Genomic DNA, 18,327 nt, shown 5'->3' with positions numbered 1-18,327 from the left:
GTGTCCCTGCGAGGCCGGCTCGTCCTCGGTCTCGCCGTCGTCGCCACCACCGCGGTACTGGCCGCGGAGGTCGCCGGCTTCGTCGTACTGCGGGCCTGGCTGATGGACGGACTCGACGATCAGCTCGCGCACTTCAGCATGCCCAGGAAGGCGTACCAGGACGCGGTGAGCGAGGAGGGGTTCCCAAGCAGGTTCACCACCGCCCCCGGGGTACTGCCCTCCGACTTCCGCGTCTACTTCTACGGCTCCGACGGCCACCTCCTGAGCGCCTCGCTCGGCGACAGCGACCAGGCCACCAGGCCCGAACTGGCGTCCACCGTCGACGACCTCGGCCTGACCGTGGGCCGTCCCGCGACGGTGTCCGCCACCTCGGGCGGCACCCGCTGGCGGATCGTCCTGCGCAAGGGCACCGACGGCGTGCAGGCAGTCGTCGCGCTTCCCCTCGCCACCATCGACGGCGCCACCTCCAAGATCCTCTACCTGGACGGCACGGTGCTCGCCCTCACGGTCACCGGCGTCGTGCTCTTCGGCCGCTGGGTCGTACGCCTCGGGCTGCTCCCCCTCACCCGCATGGAACGCACCGCCCAGGGCATCACCGACGGCGACCTCGACCTGCGGCTGCCGGACACCGAAGCGCGCACCGAGACCGGGCGGCTCGGGCGGGTCCTCAACACCATGCTCGAACGGCTCCAGGGCGCCCTGCGCGAGCGCGAGACCTCCGAGGCCCGGCTGCGCCGCTTCGTCGCCGACGCCGGCCACGAACTGCGTACGCCGCTCACCGCGATCCAGGGCTTCGCCGAACTGGCGCTGCGCCACGAGCAGCAGTCCACCGCGGGCCGCCGTGAGGCGAACCGGCTCATCGCCCAGAACGCCGAACGCATGGGCCTCCTCGTCGACGACCTCCAGCTCCTCGCGAAACTCGACCACGAGCCGTCGTACGGCTGTGAACCCGTCGACCTGCTGTCCCTGGCCGCCGACGCGGTGAGCGCGGCCGCGCTGGGCGACTCCGGCCGCCGGATCGACCTGGAACCGCTGCGTACGCCGAAAGAGGCGGAGCACTCCGAGGCAGCGGCGGACGCGGAGGAACTGGAGGGCTCGGAGGAACTGGAGCTGGTGGAGGCCATCGGCGACCCGCACCGGCTGCGGCAGGTCGTCGAGAACCTGCTGTCCAACGCGCGCACCCACACTCCGCCGGGCACCCCCATCCACGTACGCGTCGGCACCGCCCTGGTCGCCCCGGACACCGGCGGCGCGGACCGTCCCGGTCGCACCAGCGCCTCCCCGGCCCTCGCCCACGGCACCGCGGTCGGCGTCCTGGAGATCGCCGACACCGGTCCGGGCCTGGCCCCCGAAGAAGCCCAGCGCGTCTTCGAACGCTTCTACCGCGTGGACCGCTCCCGGTCCCGCTCCCACGCCCATGACCAGGGCGGAAGCGGCCTCGGACTCGCCATCGCCGCGGCCATCGCGCAGGGGCACGGGGGCCGTCTGGAGCTGGACACCGCGCCCGGTGAGGGCTGCACGTTCCGGCTGGTGCTGCCGGGGTCGGGACGCGCTTGAGGGTTTTCCATCGTGATTGCAGGGCAGACGCAGCTATTCCAAGACCGGGCGGCAGGTGAAGAGCGATCCTTTTCATGACGAGTACCACGACGAGTGCAGCGAGTACCACGAGTTCAACGGGTACGGCGAGTGCGGCGAATCCTGCGGGCGCGGCGAATCCTGCGGGCGCCGGGACCACCGCGGGCCGGGGCTTCCCCTCCGCGGTGCAGCGGGCCGGCCGGGTGAACGGTCTTGACGGGCTGCGCACCCTCGCCGTGGCGATGGTGCTCGTCTATCACGTGCGACCCGACATACTGCCGGGCGGCTCGGTCGGGGTCGACGTCTTCTTCACCATCAGCGGCTTCGTGATCACCCGCCTGCTGCTCGCCGAGTACGCCCGTACCGGGACCGTCGGCATGTCCGCGTTCTACCGGCGGCGCTGGCGGCGGCTGGTGCCGGCACTGTTCGCCCTGTGCGCGGTGTGTGCGGTGCTGGCGCTCACCACGTCGTTGCGGGGCTTCGACGGCTCGCTCCTGTCCATCGGACTGGCGGCGACGTTCGTGGTGAACATCGTGCGGGCGGTGCAGCCCGGTGTGTACTCCGACATAACCGGGCCCCTGGCGCACACCTGGTCGCTGGGGGTGGAGGAGCAGTTCTACCTGGTCTGGCCGCCCGTGATGATCCTGCTGCTGAAGCGGCTGCGGGCCCGCACGGTGCTGATCGTCACGGCGGTGCTCTGCACCCTGCCGGTGGTGTGGCGGCTCTCCCTGTGGGCCCCGGACGCGGCGCACCGCATCTACAACGGCACGGACACCCGCGCCGACCAGCTGCTCGCCGGAGCCCTGGTGGCCGTGGTGCTGGCCCGGCTGCCCGCGGGCGACCCCCGGCTGGAGCGGCTGCGCGTCTGGGCGGGACGGCTGGCCTGGCCCGCCCTGGCGGCGTTGGCCCTGACCGCCTGGCAGGTGCCGATCACCGGCGGCGCGGGCTGGTGGACGCCGGCCTGGTACACCGTCGGTTTCCTGGCGGTGGCGGTGGCGTCGGCCATCCTGGTCGCGGGACTCGAACTGCGCCCCCACGGAACGCTGTCCAGACTCCTGTCCCTGACCCCACTCGCCTGGACGGGCCGCAACCTCAGCTACGGCATGTACCTCTGGCACTACCCCATCGCCCGCCTCCTGGGCCTCCTCGGCGTGGGCACCTGGCAACTCCCCGCCACCGCCGTCCTGACCATCCTGATGGCACTGCTGTCGTACTACGCCGTCGAGCGCCCCTTCCTGCGCCGCGGCCAGAAGAAGGCGGCTGCCGCTACCTCCGCCGCCGCCGAGCCGACCGCTGCGGCTTCTCCGACCGCCGCGGCTTCTCTCACCGCTGCGACCGCTGCGGCTTCTCCGACCGCCGCGGCTTCTCCGGCTTCTCCGGCTTCTCCGGCCGGGTAACTCCTGACATGATCAACGGCAGTTCGTCCTGACGACAGGCTGGAGCCGCTTGATGCATGCGACCGAGTCGGGGCATGCCCGGCGAGTGGCCGCCTACGCGGCAGTGGGGACACGGCTGTCCCTGCTCAGCGACCGTCGGCTCGGGGACGCGGTGGCCGCCGCGCAGAGTCTCGGTTCCGGTATCGGTGGCAGGTCGGCCGAGATGGAAGTCGAAGGAACACGCGTCTTCGTCAAGCGGGTGCCGCTGACGGACCTCGAGTTGCAGCCGGAGCACGTGCGGTCGACGGCGAACCTTTTCGGGCTTCCCCTCTTCTACCAGTACGGGGTGGGGTCGGCCGGGTTCGGTGCCTGGCGTGAGCTGGCCGCACACATCATGACCACGGGCTGGGTACTCAAGGACGAGTACGCCGGTTTCCCGCTCCTCTACCACTGGCGGGTTCTGCCGGACAGTCCCCCTGCCGGCTTCGCCGACTTCTTGGGGGGCGTAGAGGGGGCCGTCGCGCACTGGGACGGTTCGCCGGCCGTGCGCCGCCGGCTGGAGGCCATCGGAAAGTCCTCCTTCAGCCTGGTTCTCTTCCTCCAGCATGTGCCTCAGACGCTCGCCGCGTGGCTGGGCGACACCCGCGATGCCGCCTACCGGGGGCCGGGAGACGAATCGCCCTACCTGTGGGTCGAGGACGCGCTGCTGCGGGGGACGGAGTTCATGAGCACACGCGGACTGGTCCACTTCGACGCGCACTTCGCCAACCTGCTCACCGACGGCCGGCAGGTGTACTTCGCGGACTTCGGGCTCGCGTCGAGCCGCGACTTCGAACTCTCGGCGGAGGAGAGCGCCTTCCTTGCCGACCATCTCGTGTATGACCGCAGCTACGCACCGACCCACCTGCTCCGCCATCACCTGCCCGACGGCGTGCTCGGCACCACCGAACTCCAGACCTTCCTGCGCCAGTGGATCGAGGGCCACCGACCCGACGGCGTCCCGCCCGACATCGGCGCGATCCTCGACCGCCACGCCCCACACGCAATCGTGCTCGACGACTTCCACCACCGCCTCCTCACCCGGAGCAAGAGCACGCCATTCCCCGCAGCCGAGGTGCGGCGGGCCCTGGAGGGCACATCGGGCGCATCGGGCGCATCGACGTCCCGGGAGTGAGAGCCCGTCGCTGCGCTCCGGTCGGCCGATCGACGACGGCCACGCAGAGCCGCGGGTCGGCGCCCTCTCAGCCCTCGAAGCGGTAGCCCATCCCGGGCTCGGTGATCAGGTAGCGCGGGTGTGACGGGTCCGGTTCCAGTTTGCGGCGCAGTTGGGCCATGTAGACCCGCAGGTAGTTGGTCTTGTTGTGGTGTGAGGTGCCCCAGACCTCCTGGAGGAGTTGGCGCTGTGTGACGAGTCGGCCCGGGTTGGAGACCAGGATCTCCAGCAGGTGCCACTCGGTCGGGGTGAGGCGGACGTCGTGGCCCGCGCGGCCGGCCTTCTTGGCGACCAGGTCCACGGTGAACTCGTCCGTGGTGACGAGGGCCGTCTCGGGGACGAGCGGCACGGAGTCGGTACGGCGGACGGCGGCGCGCAGCCGGGCCAGGAGTTCGTTCATGCTGAACGGTTTGGTGATGTAGTCGTCGGCGCCCGCGTCCAGCGCCGCGACCTTCTCGTCGGAGGCGCGGCGCGCGGACAGCACCAGGATCGGTACGCGGGTCCAGCCGCGCAGGGCCTTGATGACGTCCGTGCCGTCCATGTCGGGCAGCCCCAGGTCCAGTACGACCACGTCGGGCCGGCGCGCGGCGGCGAGCCGGAGCGTCGTCGCACCGTCCGGGGCCGCGTCGACCCCGTACCCGCGTGCCCGCATGTTGATCACGAGCGCCCGTACGAGCTGTGGGTCGTCCTCCACCACCAGCACGCGGGTCATCGGTGTGCACCTCTCAAGTCGTACGTCGGGGCAGGAGTGCCGGATGTGGTGCGGGAGTCGACGGATCCGGAGGGTTTCTCCGGGTGCCAGCTCCCGCACTGTGCGTCGGTCAAGCCCATCAGCTCTTGGCCACAAGTTCCTTGAGCGCGATGTTCAGTTCGAGGACGTTGACGGTGGGCTCGCCGATGAAGCCGAGCGTGCGACCGTCGGTGTGCTCGTCGACGAGCTTCTGCACCTCGGCGACGGGGAGGTTGTTCTTCTCCGCGACGCGGTGCACCTGGATGTCGGCGTAGTCGGGGGAGATCGCCGGGTCCAGTCCTGAGCCGGAGGACGTCACCGCGTCGGCGGGTACGTCGGAGGCCTTGACCGTGTAGCCGGGCACCGAGTTGTCCTTGATGACCGCGGCCTTGGCCGACTCGACCCAGTAGCAGAGGGTGCTCTCCTCCACCTTGCCGAGCGGCGGGCAGACGCCGTCGACCGCGCCGTTGTCACCGGACCGGTTGGTGGCGCCGGACAGGATCAGGCTGTACTGGGTGTTGACGCTGTTGGTGCCGAGGCCGTTCTGCGGACGGCCCTGGAACCACTTGAGGTCGGGCTCCGGGGTCTCGTCACCCTTCACGGGCAGGTTGTAGGCCTGGCCGATCAGCGAGGAGCCGACGACCTGGCCGTTCGCCTTGATCTCCGAGCCGTTCGCCTTGTCGTTGAACAGACCCTGGGCGACGCCGGTGATGGCGAGCGGGTAGATGACGCCCGTCACCAGCGTGAGGACGAGCAGGGCTCGCAGGCCGGCCCAGAGCAACCGCGCAGTGTTCGTAACCGAGTTGTTCATGGCGCGCTCAACCGATTCCGGGGATGAGGGAGATGATCAGGTCGATGATCTTGATGCCGATGAAGGGCGCGACGAGCCCGCCGAGTCCGTAGATCCCGAGGTTGCGGCGGAGCAACTTGTCGGCGCTCACCGGCCGGTACTGCACGCCTCGCAGGGCGAGCGGCACCAGCGCGATGATGATCAGCGCGTTGAAGATGACCGCGGACAGGATCGCGGAGTCGGGCGAGTGCAGGTGCATGATGTTGAGCTTGTCCAGGCCCGGGTAGACCGCCGCGAACAGCGCCGGGATGATCGCGAAGTACTTGGCGACGTCGTTGGCGATGGAGAAAGTCGTCAACGCGCCCCGGGTGATCAGGAGTTGCTTGCCGATCTCGACGATCTCGATGAGCTTGGTGGGGTTGGAGTCCAGGTCCACCATGTTCCCGGCCTCCTTGGCGGCCGAGGTACCGGTGTTCATGGCCACGCCCACGTCGGCCTGCGCCAGCGCCGGAGCGTCGTTCGTACCGTCACCGGTCATCGCGACGAGCTTGCCGCCCGCCTGCTCCCGCTTGATGAGCGCCATCTTGTCCTCGGGAGTCGCCTCCGCGAGGAAGTCGTCGACGCCCGCCTCATCGGCGATGGCCTTGGCCGTCAGCGGGTTGTCGCCCGTGATCATGACGGTCTTGATGCCCATGCGGCGCAGCTCGTCGAACCGCTCGCGCATGCCTTCCTTGACGACGTCCTTGAGGTGGATGACACCCAGGACGCGGGCGCCCCGGCCGTCCTCGACCGCGACGAGCAGCGGGGTGCCGCCCGCCTCGGAGATCCGGTCGGCCAGCGTGCCGGCGTCCGCGGAGATCTCGCCGCCCCGCTCCCGCACCCAGGCGATGACCGACCCGGCCGCGCCCTTGCGGATCCTGCGCCCGTCGACGTCCACACCCGACATCCGGGTCTGGGCGGTGAAGGCGATCCACTCGGCCCCGGCCAGCTCACCCTGGTGACGCTCGCGCAGTCCGTACTTCTCCTTCGCCAGTACGACGATGGAGCGGCCCTCGGGCGTCTCGTCGGCCAGCGAGGAGAGCTGGGCGGCGTCGGCGACCTCGGCGTCGGTGGTGCCGGTCACCGGCACGAACTCGGAGGCCTGGCGGTTGCCGAGGGTGATGGTGCCGGTCTTGTCGAGGAGCAGGGTGGAGACGTCACCGGCGGCCTCAACCGCCCTGCCGGACATGGCCAGTACGTTCCGCTGGACCAGGCGGTCCATGCCCGCGATGCCGATCGCGGAGAGCAGCGCGCCGATGGTGGTCGGGATCAGACAGACGAGCAGCGCCACCAGCACGACCATCGTCAGATGCGTACCCGCGTAGTCCGCGAACGGCGGGAGGGTGGCAACGGCGAGCAGGAAGACGATCGTCAGCGAGGCGAGCAGGATGTTCAGCGCGATCTCGTTGGGCGTCTTCTGCCGTGCGGCGCCCTCGACCAGGGCGATCATGCGGTCGATGAAGGTCTCGCCCGGCTTCGTCGTGATCTTGATGACGATGCGGTCGGAGAGCACCTTCGTACCGCCGGTGACGGCGCTGCGGTCGCCGCCGGACTCGCGGATGACGGGGGCCGACTCACCGGTGATGGCCGACTCGTCCACCGAGGCGACCCCCTCGACGACGTCACCGTCGCCGGGGATGATGTCGCCCGCCTCACAGACCACCAGGTCGCCGACGCGCAGCTCGGTGCCGGGCACCTGCTCCTCCACCGAGCCGTCGAGGCGCCGGGCGACCGTGTCGGTCTTGGCCTTGCGCAGCGTGTCGGCCTGCGCCTTGCCGCGGCCCTCGGCCACCGCCTCCGCCAGGTTGGCGAAGATCACCGTCAGCCACAACCAGGCGCTGATCGCCCAGCCGAACCAGTCGCTCGGGTCCGTGAAGGAGAAGACGGTCGTCAGCACCGAGCCGACGAGGACCACGAACATGACGGGCGACTTGATCATCACCCGCGGGTCGAGCTTGCGGCAGGCGTCGGGCAGTGACCTGAGCAGCTGCTTCGGATCGAACACCCCCGCGCCGACGCGTCCTTCGTCCTTGTGACCGGTCGGCACATCGCTGTGCGGCGCCCGCGTCGGAGTGGCTGCGGACATCGAGTCCTCTTCTTTACGCGATTCCTTGCGCGATTCCTTGCGCGATTTCGCTGCCCGGGTGCTCATGACGCCAGCCCCTCGGCCAGCGGGCCCAGCGCCAGGGCCGGGAAGTAGGTCAGACCGGTGATGATCAGGATCGCGCCCACCAGCAGACCGGTGAACAGCGGCTTCTCGGTGCGCAGTGTGCCCGCGGTCGCGGGCACCGGCTTCTGCTCGGCGAGCGAACCGGCCAGGGCCAGCACGAACACCATCGGCAGGAAGCGGCCCAGGAGCATGCAGAGTCCGAGGGTGCTGTTGAACCACTGCGTGTCCGCGTTCAGACCGGCGAAGGCCGAGCCGTTGTTGTTGGCCGCGGAGGTGTAGGCGTACAGGATCTCGGAGAAGCCGTGCGCCCCGCTGTTGGTCATCGAGTGGGCCGGAGTGGGCAGGGCCATCGCCGCGGCGGCGAAGACGAGCACCAGCGCCGGGGTGATGAGGATGTAGCAGGCGGCGAGCTTGATCTCGCGGGTGCCGATCTTCTTGCCCAGGTACTCGGGCGTTCGGCCGACCATCAGACCTGCGATGAACACCGCGATGATCGCCATGATCAGCATGCCGTAGAGGCCGGAGCCGGTACCGCCGGGTGCGATCTCGCCGAGCTGCATGCCCAGCATGGTGATGCCGCCGCCGAGGCCGGTGAACGAGGAGTGGAAGGAGTTGACCGCACCCGTCGAGGTCAGCGTGGTCGCCACCGCGAAGATCGAGGAACCGGCGACACCGAAACGGGTCTCCTTGCCCTCCATCGCACCGCCCGCGATCTGGAACGCCGGGCCGTGGTGGGCGAACTCGGTCCAGAACATGAGGGCCGTGAAGCCGACCCAGATGGTGACCATCGTGGCGAGGATCGCGTAGCCCTGCCGCAGCGAGCCGACCATCCGGCCGAAGGTCCGGGTGAGCGCGAACGGGATCAGCAGGAGCAGGAAGATCTCGAAGAGGTCGGAGAACGGGGAGGGGTTCTCGAAGGGGTGGGCCGAGTTGGCGTTGAAGTAACCGCCGCCGTTGGTGCCCAGCTCCTTGATGGCCTCCTGCGAGGCGACCGCGCCGCCGTTCCACTGCTGCGAGCCGCCCATGAACTGGCCGACCTCGTGGATACCGGCGAAGTTCTGGATGGCGCCGCACGCGACCAGGACGATCGCGGCGATCACCGCGATGGGCAGCAGGATGCGGATGACGCCACGCACCATGTCGGCCCAGAAGTTGCCGAGTTCGCCGGTGCGAGAGCGCGCGAAGCCCCGTACGAGCGCCACCGCGACGGCGATGCCGACCGCGGCGGAGACGAAGTTCTGCACCGCCAGGCCGCCGGTTTGCAGGACGTGGCCCATGGCCTGCTCGCCGTAGTACGACTGCCAGTTGGTGTTCGACACGAAGGACGCGGCGGTGTTGAACGCCTGGTCCGGGTCGATGGAGGAGAAGCCGAGCGAGCCGGGCAGGATGCCCTGGATCCGCTGCAGCAGATAGAGGAAGAGGACGCCGACGACCGAGAAGGCGAGGACGCTGCGCAGGTACGCGGGCCAGCGCATCTCGGTGTTCGGGTTGGCGCCGATGCCCTTGTAGATCCACTTCTCGACGCGCCAGTGCTTGTCGGAGGAGTAGACCTTGGCCATGTAGTCGCCGAGGGGACGGTAGGCGAGTGCCAGGGCCGCTATGAGCGCGACCATCTGAAGCACACCGGCGAGGACGGGTCCCATAACAGTGCTCAGAACCTCTCCGGGAAGACGAGGGCGAGAATCAGATAGCCCAGCAGGGCGACGGCCACGATCAGGCCGACGATGTTCTCGGCGGTCACAGCGACACCTCCTGGGACCCGGAGGCGAGGGTGAGATGGCCCAGCAGGGCGGCGGACACCACGAAGCCGACGCCACCGATGAATGCGGCCTCGACGGTCACAGCTTCGTCACCCCCTTGGCGACGAGGGCCACCAGCGCGAACACCGCGATCGTGATGACGACGAAGACCACGTCGGCCATCGAGAGCTCCTAGATGAGGTTGGGATTGAACGGACTAGTAGAGGAAAGCGCCTCTCTGACCGGATTCCGCCACCGTTGACGGGTCCCTTACGTGGCGCGCTACGGCTTTGACGCATCCCTTACGGGGGTGTTTCGAGTGGGGTTCGGGAGACATGTCGGGGCAGCCCTCAGGTGATGCGGAACCGCAGTCGGCAGATCACCGCGTCCCTCTCCTTCCGCACAGCGTGGGCGACGACAGCGTCCCGCTGGCTCTGCAGCAGCCGCTGCCACAGCTGGTCGGGCTCGACCTCCGCGATCAGCACGGTGCCCCTGATGCCGGGCTCGTCGGCGGCGATACGGGACACGTACGACGCTATGGGGCAGCCCAGGGCCCTGCGCTCGGAGGCGAGCCGAACGAGTGGGACCCCTGGGTTCCACTCCTCCCAGGCGCGCTCCAGGGCCGCGATCCGGGCACGGTCCTCGGCGTCGGGGTGGCAGACGGTGACGGCGCGCACCTCGTCGCCACGGGCCGCGCTCTGGGCCACGCTCGGCATGCTGCTGCTCCTCGTCCTCTGCCCGACCCGGGTCGCGGCCGGCGAGGACTGGCTCTCCGCCCGCGGACTGCTGGGCACCCGGCGGGTGCGCACCGACCACCTGGTATCGGTGCGCTGCCTGGACGGCGTCAGCCGGCGGCTCGTCCTGCGGGACACCTCCGGCGCGCGCGTCGAGATCGACCCCCGCGTCCTGGCCACCGATCCCCCGCTCCAGCACCGCCTCGATGAGGACGCCCGCGTCTCCGCGCTACGCGGCTCCCTCACCTGCGAGGCGACGGCGCTGCGCCGCGTGTCGGAGCGGATCGACCGGGAGACCGCGATGACGGTGTTCAAGGTGTCGGGGCTGGACTGGAGGACTATCCAGGGGCCGTCGGTCATCAGCACACATGAGAAATGCCAGACTGAAGGCATGACTACCAAGGTTTACTTCGACATCCGTATCGGCAACGAGTCCGCGGGGCGGATCGTCTTCGATCTGTACGACGACGTGGTGCCCAAGACCGCGGAGAACTTCCGCGCGCTGGCGACCGGCGAAAAGGGCTTCGGTTACGCCGGTTCCAAGTTCCACCGGATCATCCCCCAGTTCATGCTCCAGGGCGGTGACTTCACCCGGGGTGACGGCACCGGCGGCAAGAGCATCTACGGCGAGAAGTTCGCCGACGAGAACTTCCAGCTCAAGCACACCAAGCCCGGCCTGCTGTCGATGGCCAACGCGGGACCGAACACCAACGGCTCCCAGTTCTTCATCACCACGATCGTGACGGACTGGCTGGATGGCAAGCACGTGGTCTTCGGCGAGGTCACCGAGGGTCTCGACCTCGTCAAGAAGATCGAGGGACTCGGCAGCCGCAGCGGCACGCCGAGCACCACCGTCGTGATCGAGAGCAGCGGGGTTCTCTAACCCCTCCCGTTCCGGCCGCCACTCTGCCGTCATCGTGATCCGATTCCGGCAGGCGGAGGAAACGCCGAGGCCCCGCCTTCTCGCAGGCTTGGAAGGCGGGGCACACCTGACCAGTACGGGCCAGGGGACTGCCGGTAAGGCCCGTTCCACCACTGGCCGGGCGGCCGAGAGGGTCCCCGCAGCCCGAACCGGTCCGGGCATTCGTACCCGCCTTCCTGGTCGACCGCGTCTTCCACGCGGAGGAGCAACAGGCCGAACTCGGGGACCGTCGGCCGTGTTGCGGTACGGGCCCGCGTACGTGTAGCCGAGCCGGTCGTACAGGCCCCGGCCACCGGTGTTGTCCGGGCGGACCAGCAGCGAGGACCATTCCGGGTCGATCGCCTTCAGCAGTGCCCAGGCCGTCGAGAATGCACCGTCCTTGAGCAAGACACCAAAACCGGTTGTCGCGCCGACGACACCGCCGACACAGCTCAACCATTCCCCCGCCACACAGCTGTCGTAAGTCGGAATCGCACCTCCGATAGCGGTGGCGATGTCGAGGGCGGCGAGAGTTCCGGTGCCGCAGAGTGGTGTGACCGTGCCAAGGCTCTCCCTGTCTCACAGGTTGCCAACCAACACCCCCAGCGATGGTGCCCCAGGTGGCGACGACCTCCCCTGCTGTTTTGTTCAGGCCGCCCTCGTCCTCCTCCTTCGTCTCTTCGGCCGCCGTGGCCTTCGCCTCGGGCGGTGACAGTCGGGGAGACGTTCCTCTCAACATGCGGAAGCCCCTGGGCCTGTGGATCACTGGTTGCATACGCTGGCCCGGCCGTCCGTGTCATGGCCGGAAACCCCCGCTCGGCAGCCCGTCAGGAGCGCACCGATGGCCACCGCAGACAAGGACGCCCCCACGAGCCGTCTGCGGACGTGGATGCTCCAGGGCCTCTCCGACATGGCGAAGACCCCGCAGGGCCCGCACGCCCCGCCGCCCCCCTCGCACGAGGGTCAGCGCTGGTGGCGGGTGATGTGCCTGACCGGTGTCGACTACTTCTCCACGCTGGGCTACCAGCCGGGCATCGCGGCGCTGGCCGCCGGTCTGCTCTCCCCCGTGGCGACCATCGTGCTCGTGATCGTCACCCTGGCGGGTGCACTCCCCGTCTATCGCCGAGTGGCCGAGGAGAGCCCCCACGGCCAGGGTTCGATCGCGATGCTGGAGCGGCTGCTGACGTTCTGGAAGGGCAAGCTGTTCGTCCTCACCCTGCTCGGCTTCGCCGCGACCGACTTCCTGATCACCATCACCCTGTCGGCGGCGGACGCCTCCACCCACCTGGTGGAGAACCCGCACCTCACCGCGACCCTGCACGACAAGCAGATGATCATCACCCTCGTCCTGGTCGCCCTCCTCGGCGCGGTGTTCCTCAAGGGCTTCCTGGAGGCGATCGGCGTCGCGGTCGTCCTGGTGGGCATCTATCTGGCGCTGAACGTCGTGGTCACGATCGTGGGCCTCTGGCATGTGATCACCAAGGGCCATGTCATCACCGACTGGTCCACCGCCCTGACCGCCGAACACGGCAACGTCTTCGCGATGATCGGCGTGGCCCTGCTGGTCTTCCCGAAGCTGGCCCTCGGCCTCTCCGGCTTCGAGACGGGCGTGGCGGTCATGCCGCACGTGGAAGGCGAGCCGGGCGACACCGAGGAGGAGCCGGCCGGCCGGATACGGGGCACGAAGAAGCTGCTCACGGTCGCCGCCGTGATCATGAGCGTGTTCCTGATCGCGACCAGCTTCATCACCACACTGCTCATCCCGGAGAAGGATTTCGAACCGGGCGGCGACGCCAACGGCCGCGCGCTCGCCTTCCTGGCGCACGAGTACCTGGGCAGCACCTTCGGCACGATCTACGACGCCTCGACCATCGCGATCCTCTGGTTCGCCGGCGCCTCCGCCATGGCCGGCCTGCTCAACCTGATGCCCCGCTACCTCCCCCGCTACGGCATGGCCCCGCACTGGGCCCGCGCCGTCCGCCCCATGGTGATCGTCTTCATCCTGGTCGCGTTCCTGGTGACCTGGATCTTCGACGCCAACGTCGACGCCCAGGGCGGCGCGTACGCCACCGGTGTCCTCGTCCTCATCAGTTCCGCCGCCGTCGCGGTCACCATCGCCGCGCGCAAGGCGGGCCAGCGCAACTGGACCATCGCCTTCGCCGTCATCTCGGCGGTCTTCCTCTACACGACCGTCGTGAACGTCATCGAGCGGCCCGACGGCGTCAAGATCGGCGCCTGCTTCATCGCCGCGATCATCCTCGTCTCGCTCCTGTCCCGGCTCGCCCGCGCCTTCGAGCTGCGCGTCACCAGCCTGACCATGGACCCCCTGGCGGAGCGGTTCGTACGGGACATCGCGAGCCGTCGGGCCCGCTTCATCGCCAACGAGCCCGACCACCGCGACATCACCGAGTACCGCGAGAAGATCGAGCAGATCCGCGCCGACAACGACGTCCCCGTCCAGGAGGACTTCGTCTTCGTCGAGGTCACCGTCCTGGACGCCTCGGAGTTCGAGGCGGGTGTGACCGTACGCGGCGAGGTCATGCACGGCCGCTACCGCGTCCTGACCCTGGAGTCCTCCTCCATCCCCAACGCCCTCGCGGCCCTCCTCCTGTACGTCCGCGACACCACCAACCAGACCCCCCACATCTACTTCGAGTGGACCGAGGGCAACCCCTTCACCAACTTCCTCCGCTTCTTCCTCTTCGGCCAGGGCGAGGTGGCCCCGGTGACCCGCGAGGTCCTCCGCGAGGCAGAACCGGACCGCGCACGCCGCCCCCGGGTGCACGTCGGCTAGAACGTGGCGACGACGGCCTAACGCCCGCCCTCCGCCACCGCCCCCTCCTCGTCCCCCACCGTGAACCCGATCACCACGCCGCCCCCGTCCCGCCGGTAGGCGAACGGCGCACCCCCGTGCCCCACGGCCACCTCCCGCACGATGGACAGGCCGAGCCCCGACCCGGGCAGACTGCGCGCGTCGGCGGCCCGGTAGAAACGGTCGAAGGCCCGCTCCAGATCGCCGTCGGCGATCCCGGGCCCCCGGTCGAGCACCTCGACGCGCACACTCCCGGGCCGGCCACCCGGCGCGGCCCCGGTCACGACGACCTCGATCAGTGCCTCCCCGCCCTGGTCGAACTTGACCGCGTTCTCCACCAGATTGGACACCGCCCGTTGCAGCGCGGTGGGCCGCCCGTCGACCTCCGTGTCGCCACTCACCCGCACGACGATGTCCCGCCCGCTGCGCCGCCGGGCCACGATGGCGACATCCTCCGCAAGCTCCCCCAGATCGACGCGCCGCACCGGCTCGGTATCGGACCGCCCCGCCGCGAGCGCCACCAACTCATTGACGAGGTCAGTCAGTTCGCGGGACTCCAGCGCCAGATCGGCGACGAGTTCCTCGCGCACGGCAGGCGGCAGTTCGTCGATGCGCCGGAGCATGGAGATGTTCGTACGCAGCGAGGTCAGCGGCGTGCGGAGCTCGTGCCCCGCGTCCTGGACGAGCCGCCGCTGGTCCTCCTCGGACTGCGCGAGGCGCCCGAGCATCCGGTCGAAGGACCGCCCGAGCCTGGCCACCTCGTCGTACCCCGCGACCGGCACCTGGATCCCGAGCCGCCCGGTCCGCGCGACGTCCTCCGCGGCCCCCGCGAGGCGTACCAGCCGCCGGGTGATCCGCCGGGCCAGCCACCAGCCGAACAGCCCCGAGGCGATGACGACGGCTCCGACGAGGAGCACGGTCCGCTGCTGGAGCTCGTTCAGCAGGTCCTCCGTGTCGCTGAACTCCTGCGCGACCTGCACCGCCCCCCGCCCGCCACCGAGCGCGACGGTCGCCACCCGGAACCGGCTGTCGCCGACCTCGACCTCCTTGTGCTCCGCCAGCCTGCCCGCCGCCGAGGCGCCCGCGGCCTGCCGGTCCGCGGCGACGACGGGCAGCGGAGGATGCCCGGGGCCGACGACCACGCCATCGGGCCCGAGTACCTGTACGTCCGTAGAACTGGGCCGCACGATCTTGTCGAGCGCCCCGCCATGGTCGGTGTCGGACGAGGTGAAGTCCGCCGGACCCAGCTGCTGCTGCCGCACCTCGGCCCGCAGATCCTCCACCACCCCGGCGAAGACGGTCTGCTGGTCCACGCGTACCAGCCGGGCGGCGGCGTCGTAGCTCAGAAACCCGACGAGAACGGTGACCACGGCGGCCACGGCCGCGAAGGACACCGTGAAGGTGGCCCGCAGCGAGGAAACCCGCCGAAGCCGAACCCGGGACAGCCGTTTCAGGAATCGCCCGGGGAATCGGGACAGCCCGTCGGGGAATCGCCCGGGGAATCTCGGAGGCACCTCAGTCCTCCCTCAGGACGTACCCCACACCCCGCACCGTATGGATCAGCCCCGACGCCCCCGGCTCGTCGAGCTTGCGCCGCAGATACCCCACGTACACGGCGAGATTCTTCGACCCGGGGCCGAAGTCGTACCCCCAGATCCGGTCGTAGATCGTGGAGTGGTCAAGGACGATGCCCGCGTGACGAACGAGCAGTTCGAGCAGCTCGAACTCGGTCCGCGTCAGCTCCACCTCGCGCTTCCCACGCCAGACCCGCCGAGCCTGGGTGTCCATCCGCACCCCGGCCGCGGCGACCTGCCCCGCAGGAACAGGCAGCTCGCGGGACGCCTTCACCTCGACCGCGTCGACCACGTCATCGGGGGCACCGTCTCCGCCACCCGTGCGACGCAGCAGCGCCCGCAGCCGGGCGAAGACCTCCTCCACGTCGAACGGCTTGACCACGTAGTCGTCGGCCCCCGCGTCCAGCCCCGCGATCCGGTCGGCGGTCTCCACCAGCGCGGTGAGCATCAGAATCGGCGTCCGGTTCCCCTCCGCCCGCAGCACCCGGCACACCTGAAGGCCGTCGATGCCGGGCATCATCACATCAAGAACCAGCACGTCGGGCGGCGTCCGATGGGCCTGGGCCAGCGCCGCCACCCCGTCGGCGACGGCCGTCACCTCATAGCCCTCCAGCGCCAGCGCCCTCTCCAGCGCATGACGAATGGCACGGTCGTCCTCGGCAAGCAGCACATTCTGGGGCACCCCACCAGTCTGCCTGGCCGCGGCCACCTACCACCTGATGAACGAGGGTCCGCCGACCCTTCTTACCCCTCTCTCACCGCGAACCGTGCCAGGCCCCCGCCCCTCACCGACCAGGTGTGGACGAGCACCCGGCTCCGCCCTCATCCACCGCAAGGTGAGCTGACGCCACTCACCTACGCGCGCAGCGCGGCCAGTTGCTGCTCGAAGGGAACCACTTCCAGGCCACCACCGGAGGGCCGGACACCCTCGGCCGGAACAGCCCCGGACTCCCCCCGCTGCGCATACGCCCCGAACCCGGCCATCAACCCCGCCAGCTCCCCCGCGGCCCTGTCGATGCGCGAGGCGAGCCCCTCCGCTCCCCAGTCCTCCGAGGCCGCGTACACGCCGGTCGGTACGACCACGGCCCGCAGATGGGCGAAGAGCGGACGAAGCGCGTGCTCCAGTACGAGCGAGTGCCGCGCCGAACCCCCCGTCGCCGCGATCAGCACCGGCTTTCCGGCGAGCGCGTCCTTGTCGCTGACGCTCAGCACGTCGAAGAAGGACTTGAACAGCCCGCTGTAGGAGGCGGAGAAGACGGGCGTGACGACGATCAGCCCGTCCGCCGCCGACACCGCGTCGAACGCGGAGGCCAGCGCCCGCCCGGGGAACCCGTTCGTGAAGTTGTGGGCGATCTCCACGGCCAGGTCGCGCAGCTCGACCACCTGAACGTCGGCGGACGAAGTCTCCCGGACCGTGGCGGCAGCCAGCCGGTCCGCGAGCAACCGCGTGGACGACGGAACACTCAGCCCGGCCGAAATGACGACGAGCTTCATACGGCGGTCACCTCCTGGGCGGCGGCCACCTGGGCCGCGTGAGTGGGCGCGTCCGGCACGTCGGCCGGCCGGCCCTTCGCGAACTCCTCGCGCAGCACCGGCACGACCTCCTCGCCCAGCATGTCGAGCTGCTCCAGCACGGACTTCAGCGGCAGCCCCGCGTGGTCCACCAGGAACAACTGCCGCTGGTAGTCACCGGCGTACTCCCGGAAGGCCAGCGTCTTCTCGATCACCTGCTGCGGCGACCCGACGGTCAACGGCGTCTGGTCGGTGAAGTCCTCGAGGGACGGCCCGTGCCCGTACACCGGCGCGTTGTCGAAGTACGGCCGGAACTCCCGTACGGCGTCCTGCGAGTTGGGCCGCATGAACACCTGGCCGCCGAGCCCGACGATCGCCTGCTCGGCACTCCCGTGCCCGTAGTGCGCGTACCGCTCCCGGTACAGCTCGACCATCTTCTTGGTGTGGTCGGCCGGCCAGAAGATGTTGTTGTGGAAGAAGCCGTCGCCGTAGTACGCGGCCTGCTCGGCGATCTCCGGCGAGCGGATGGAGCCGTGCCAGACGAACGGCGGTACGCCGTCCAGCGGCCGCGGCGTCGAGGTGAACGACTGCAAGGGCGTACGGAACTTGCCCTCCCAGGTCACCACGTCCTCACGCCAGAGCCGGTGCAGCAGCGCGTAGTTCTCGATGGCGAGGTTGACGCCCTGGCGGATGTCCTGCCCGAACCAGGGGTAGACCGGGCCGGTGTTGCCGCGCCCCATCATCAGGTCGACGCGGCCGTCCGCGAGGTGCTGGAGCATCGCGAAGTCCTCGGCGATCTTCACCGGGTCGTTGGTGGTGATCAGGGTGGTGGAGGTGGAGAGGATCAGCTTCTCGGTCCTCGCCGCGACATAGCCGAGCATCGTGGTCGGGGACGACGGCACGAACGGCGGGTTGTGGTGCTCACCGGTGGCGAAGACGTCCAGGCCGACCTCCTCGGCCTTCTGCGCGATGGCGACCATGGCCTTGATGCGCTCGTGCTCGCTCGGCGCCCGTCCGGTCGTCGGGTCCGGTGTCACATCGCCGACGCTGAAGATCCCGAACTGCATGGTCGCTCACCCTCCGCAGGTTGTTTACGATTCAACTATACCGGCAAACGAGACCACCCACGTCCCTATTCCCCCACCACCTGCGCCTGCCGGTC

15 protein-coding genes are annotated in these 18,327 nt (G+C 69.5%); 5 read left to right on the top strand and 10 right to left on the bottom strand.

Annotated features, from left to right (window positions below; translation table 11 throughout):
* The 3 genes from ACIPC1_RS34300 (at position 1) to ACIPC1_RS34290 (ending at position 4,125) form a co-directional block, all read left to right on the top strand.
* A complete protein-coding gene (locus tag ACIPC1_RS34300) occupies positions 1-1,557 on the top strand; it encodes a sensor histidine kinase (protein WP_402524254.1) in 1,557 nt (518 codons plus the stop codon).
* A gap of 74 nt (positions 1,558-1,631) precedes the next feature.
* Positions 1,632-2,972 (top strand): acyltransferase family protein, encoded by a 1,341-nt coding sequence (locus tag ACIPC1_RS34295; RefSeq protein WP_402524251.1) that lies wholly within the window; start codon positions 1,632-1,634, stop codon positions 2,970-2,972.
* Between the two features lie 52 nt (positions 2,973-3,024).
* Positions 3,025-4,125, top strand: coding sequence for a protein kinase family protein (locus tag ACIPC1_RS34290; RefSeq protein WP_402524248.1), 1,101 nt, complete (start codon positions 3,025-3,027; stop codon positions 4,123-4,125).
* A 67-nt stretch (positions 4,126-4,192) separates the two neighbouring features.
* On the opposite strand, the gene ACIPC1_RS34285 is transcribed toward ACIPC1_RS34290, so the two are convergent.
* The 6 genes from ACIPC1_RS34285 to ACIPC1_RS34260 form a co-directional block, all read right to left on the bottom strand.
* Positions 4,193-4,876 (bottom strand): response regulator, encoded by a 684-nt coding sequence (locus ACIPC1_RS34285; RefSeq protein ID WP_402524246.1) that lies wholly within the window; start codon positions 4,874-4,876, stop codon positions 4,193-4,195.
* A gap of 118 nt (positions 4,877-4,994) precedes the next feature.
* Positions 4,995-5,705 (bottom strand): potassium-transporting ATPase subunit C, encoded by a 711-nt coding sequence (locus tag ACIPC1_RS34280; RefSeq protein ID WP_402524244.1) that lies wholly within the window; start codon positions 5,703-5,705, stop codon positions 4,995-4,997.
* Between the two features lie 7 nt (positions 5,706-5,712).
* Positions 5,713-7,809 (bottom strand): potassium-transporting ATPase subunit KdpB, encoded by a 2,097-nt coding sequence (gene kdpB, locus ACIPC1_RS34275; RefSeq protein WP_402524242.1) that lies wholly within the window; start codon positions 7,807-7,809, stop codon positions 5,713-5,715.
* A gap of 62 nt (positions 7,810-7,871) precedes the next feature.
* The gene (gene kdpA / locus ACIPC1_RS34270) at positions 7,872-9,536 is read right to left on the bottom strand and encodes a potassium-transporting ATPase subunit KdpA (protein ID WP_402524240.1); all 1,665 of its coding nucleotides are present in this window, start codon (positions 9,534-9,536) and stop codon (positions 7,872-7,874) included.
* 8 nt (positions 9,537-9,544) lie between these two features.
* Positions 9,545-9,634, bottom strand: a complete 90-nt coding sequence (gene kdpF, locus ACIPC1_RS34265) for a K(+)-transporting ATPase subunit F (protein WP_266456782.1) — start codon at positions 9,632-9,634, stop codon at positions 9,545-9,547.
* Positions 9,635-9,982: 348 nt separating this feature from the next.
* Positions 9,983-10,348 carry a hypothetical protein gene (locus tag ACIPC1_RS34260; protein WP_402524237.1) on the bottom strand — a complete coding sequence of 122 codons (366 nt, stop codon included), beginning with the start codon at positions 10,346-10,348 and terminating at the stop codon, positions 9,983-9,985.
* A 409-nt stretch (positions 10,349-10,757) separates the two neighbouring features.
* Between ACIPC1_RS34260 and ACIPC1_RS34255 the strand changes: the two genes are divergently transcribed.
* Together ACIPC1_RS34255 and ACIPC1_RS34250 are read left to right on the top strand one after the other, a co-directional pair.
* On the top strand, positions 10,758-11,249 hold the full coding sequence (locus ACIPC1_RS34255) for a peptidylprolyl isomerase (protein WP_402524707.1): 492 nt from the start codon (positions 10,758-10,760) through the stop codon (positions 11,247-11,249).
* An 859-nt stretch (positions 11,250-12,108) separates the two neighbouring features.
* On the top strand, positions 12,109-14,061 hold the full coding sequence (locus tag ACIPC1_RS34250) for an amino acid transporter (RefSeq protein WP_402524234.1): 1,953 nt from the start codon (positions 12,109-12,111) through the stop codon (positions 14,059-14,061).
* A gap of 17 nt (positions 14,062-14,078) precedes the next feature.
* Here the strand turns inward: ACIPC1_RS34250 and ACIPC1_RS34245 are convergent, their stop codons facing one another.
* The 4 genes from ACIPC1_RS34245 to ACIPC1_RS34230 form a co-directional block, all read right to left on the bottom strand.
* Positions 14,079-15,593 carry an ATP-binding protein gene (locus ACIPC1_RS34245; protein WP_402524232.1) on the bottom strand — a complete coding sequence of 505 codons (1,515 nt, stop codon included), beginning with the start codon at positions 15,591-15,593 and terminating at the stop codon, positions 14,079-14,081.
* A gap of 1 nt (position 15,594) precedes the next feature.
* Positions 15,595-16,335 carry a response regulator transcription factor gene (locus tag ACIPC1_RS34240; protein ID WP_402524230.1) on the bottom strand — a complete coding sequence of 247 codons (741 nt, stop codon included), beginning with the start codon at positions 16,333-16,335 and terminating at the stop codon, positions 15,595-15,597.
* A 173-nt stretch (positions 16,336-16,508) separates the two neighbouring features.
* The gene (locus ACIPC1_RS34235) at positions 16,509-17,147 is read right to left on the bottom strand and encodes an FMN reductase (RefSeq protein ID WP_402524227.1); all 639 of its coding nucleotides are present in this window, start codon (positions 17,145-17,147) and stop codon (positions 16,509-16,511) included.
* Positions 17,144-18,232 carry an LLM class flavin-dependent oxidoreductase gene (locus tag ACIPC1_RS34230; RefSeq protein ID WP_402524224.1) on the bottom strand — a complete coding sequence of 363 codons (1,089 nt, stop codon included), beginning with the start codon at positions 18,230-18,232 and terminating at the stop codon, positions 17,144-17,146. The genes ACIPC1_RS34235 and ACIPC1_RS34230 overlap by 4 nt, the downstream gene beginning before the upstream one ends.
* Positions 18,233-18,327 lie beyond the last annotated feature (95 nt).

The sequence above is a fragment of the Streptomyces sp. NPDC087263 genome, assembly GCF_044744645.1.
Classification (GTDB): Bacteria; Actinomycetota; Actinomycetes; order Streptomycetales; family Streptomycetaceae; genus Streptomyces.
The sequence above is the reverse complement of the archived record's forward strand: the minus strand, read 5'-3'. Positions and strand labels throughout refer to the sequence as shown.

Bases quoted from the DNA above. Each gene is read 5' to 3' on its own strand.
- ACIPC1_RS34260 (WP_402524237.1), bottom strand. From the start codon at position 10,348: ATGCCGAGCGTGGCCCAGAGCGCGGCCCGTGGCGACGAGGTGCGCGCC.
- ACIPC1_RS34250 (WP_402524234.1), top strand. From the start codon at position 12,109: ATGGCCACCGCAGACAAGGACGCCCCCACGAGCCGTCTGCGGACGTGG.
- ACIPC1_RS34285 (WP_402524246.1), bottom strand. From the start codon at position 4,876: ATGACCCGCGTGCTGGTGGTGGAGGACGACCCACAGCTCGTACGGGCG.
- kdpB (WP_402524242.1), bottom strand. From the start codon at position 7,809: ATGTCCGCAGCCACTCCGACGCGGGCGCCGCACAGCGATGTGCCGACC.
- kdpA (WP_402524240.1), bottom strand. From the start codon at position 9,536: ATGGGACCCGTCCTCGCCGGTGTGCTTCAGATGGTCGCGCTCATAGCG.
- ACIPC1_RS34295 (WP_402524251.1), top strand. From the start codon at position 1,632: ATGACGAGTACCACGACGAGTGCAGCGAGTACCACGAGTTCAACGGGT.
- ACIPC1_RS34290 (WP_402524248.1), top strand. From the start codon at position 3,025: ATGCATGCGACCGAGTCGGGGCATGCCCGGCGAGTGGCCGCCTACGCG.
- ACIPC1_RS34280 (WP_402524244.1), bottom strand. From the start codon at position 5,705: ATGAACAACTCGGTTACGAACACTGCGCGGTTGCTCTGGGCCGGCCTG.
- ACIPC1_RS34230 (WP_402524224.1), bottom strand. From the start codon at position 18,232: ATGCAGTTCGGGATCTTCAGCGTCGGCGATGTGACACCGGACCCGACG.
- ACIPC1_RS34255 (WP_402524707.1), top strand. From the start codon at position 10,758: ATGACTACCAAGGTTTACTTCGACATCCGTATCGGCAACGAGTCCGCG.
- ACIPC1_RS34235 (WP_402524227.1), bottom strand. From the start codon at position 17,147: ATGAAGCTCGTCGTCATTTCGGCCGGGCTGAGTGTTCCGTCGTCCACG.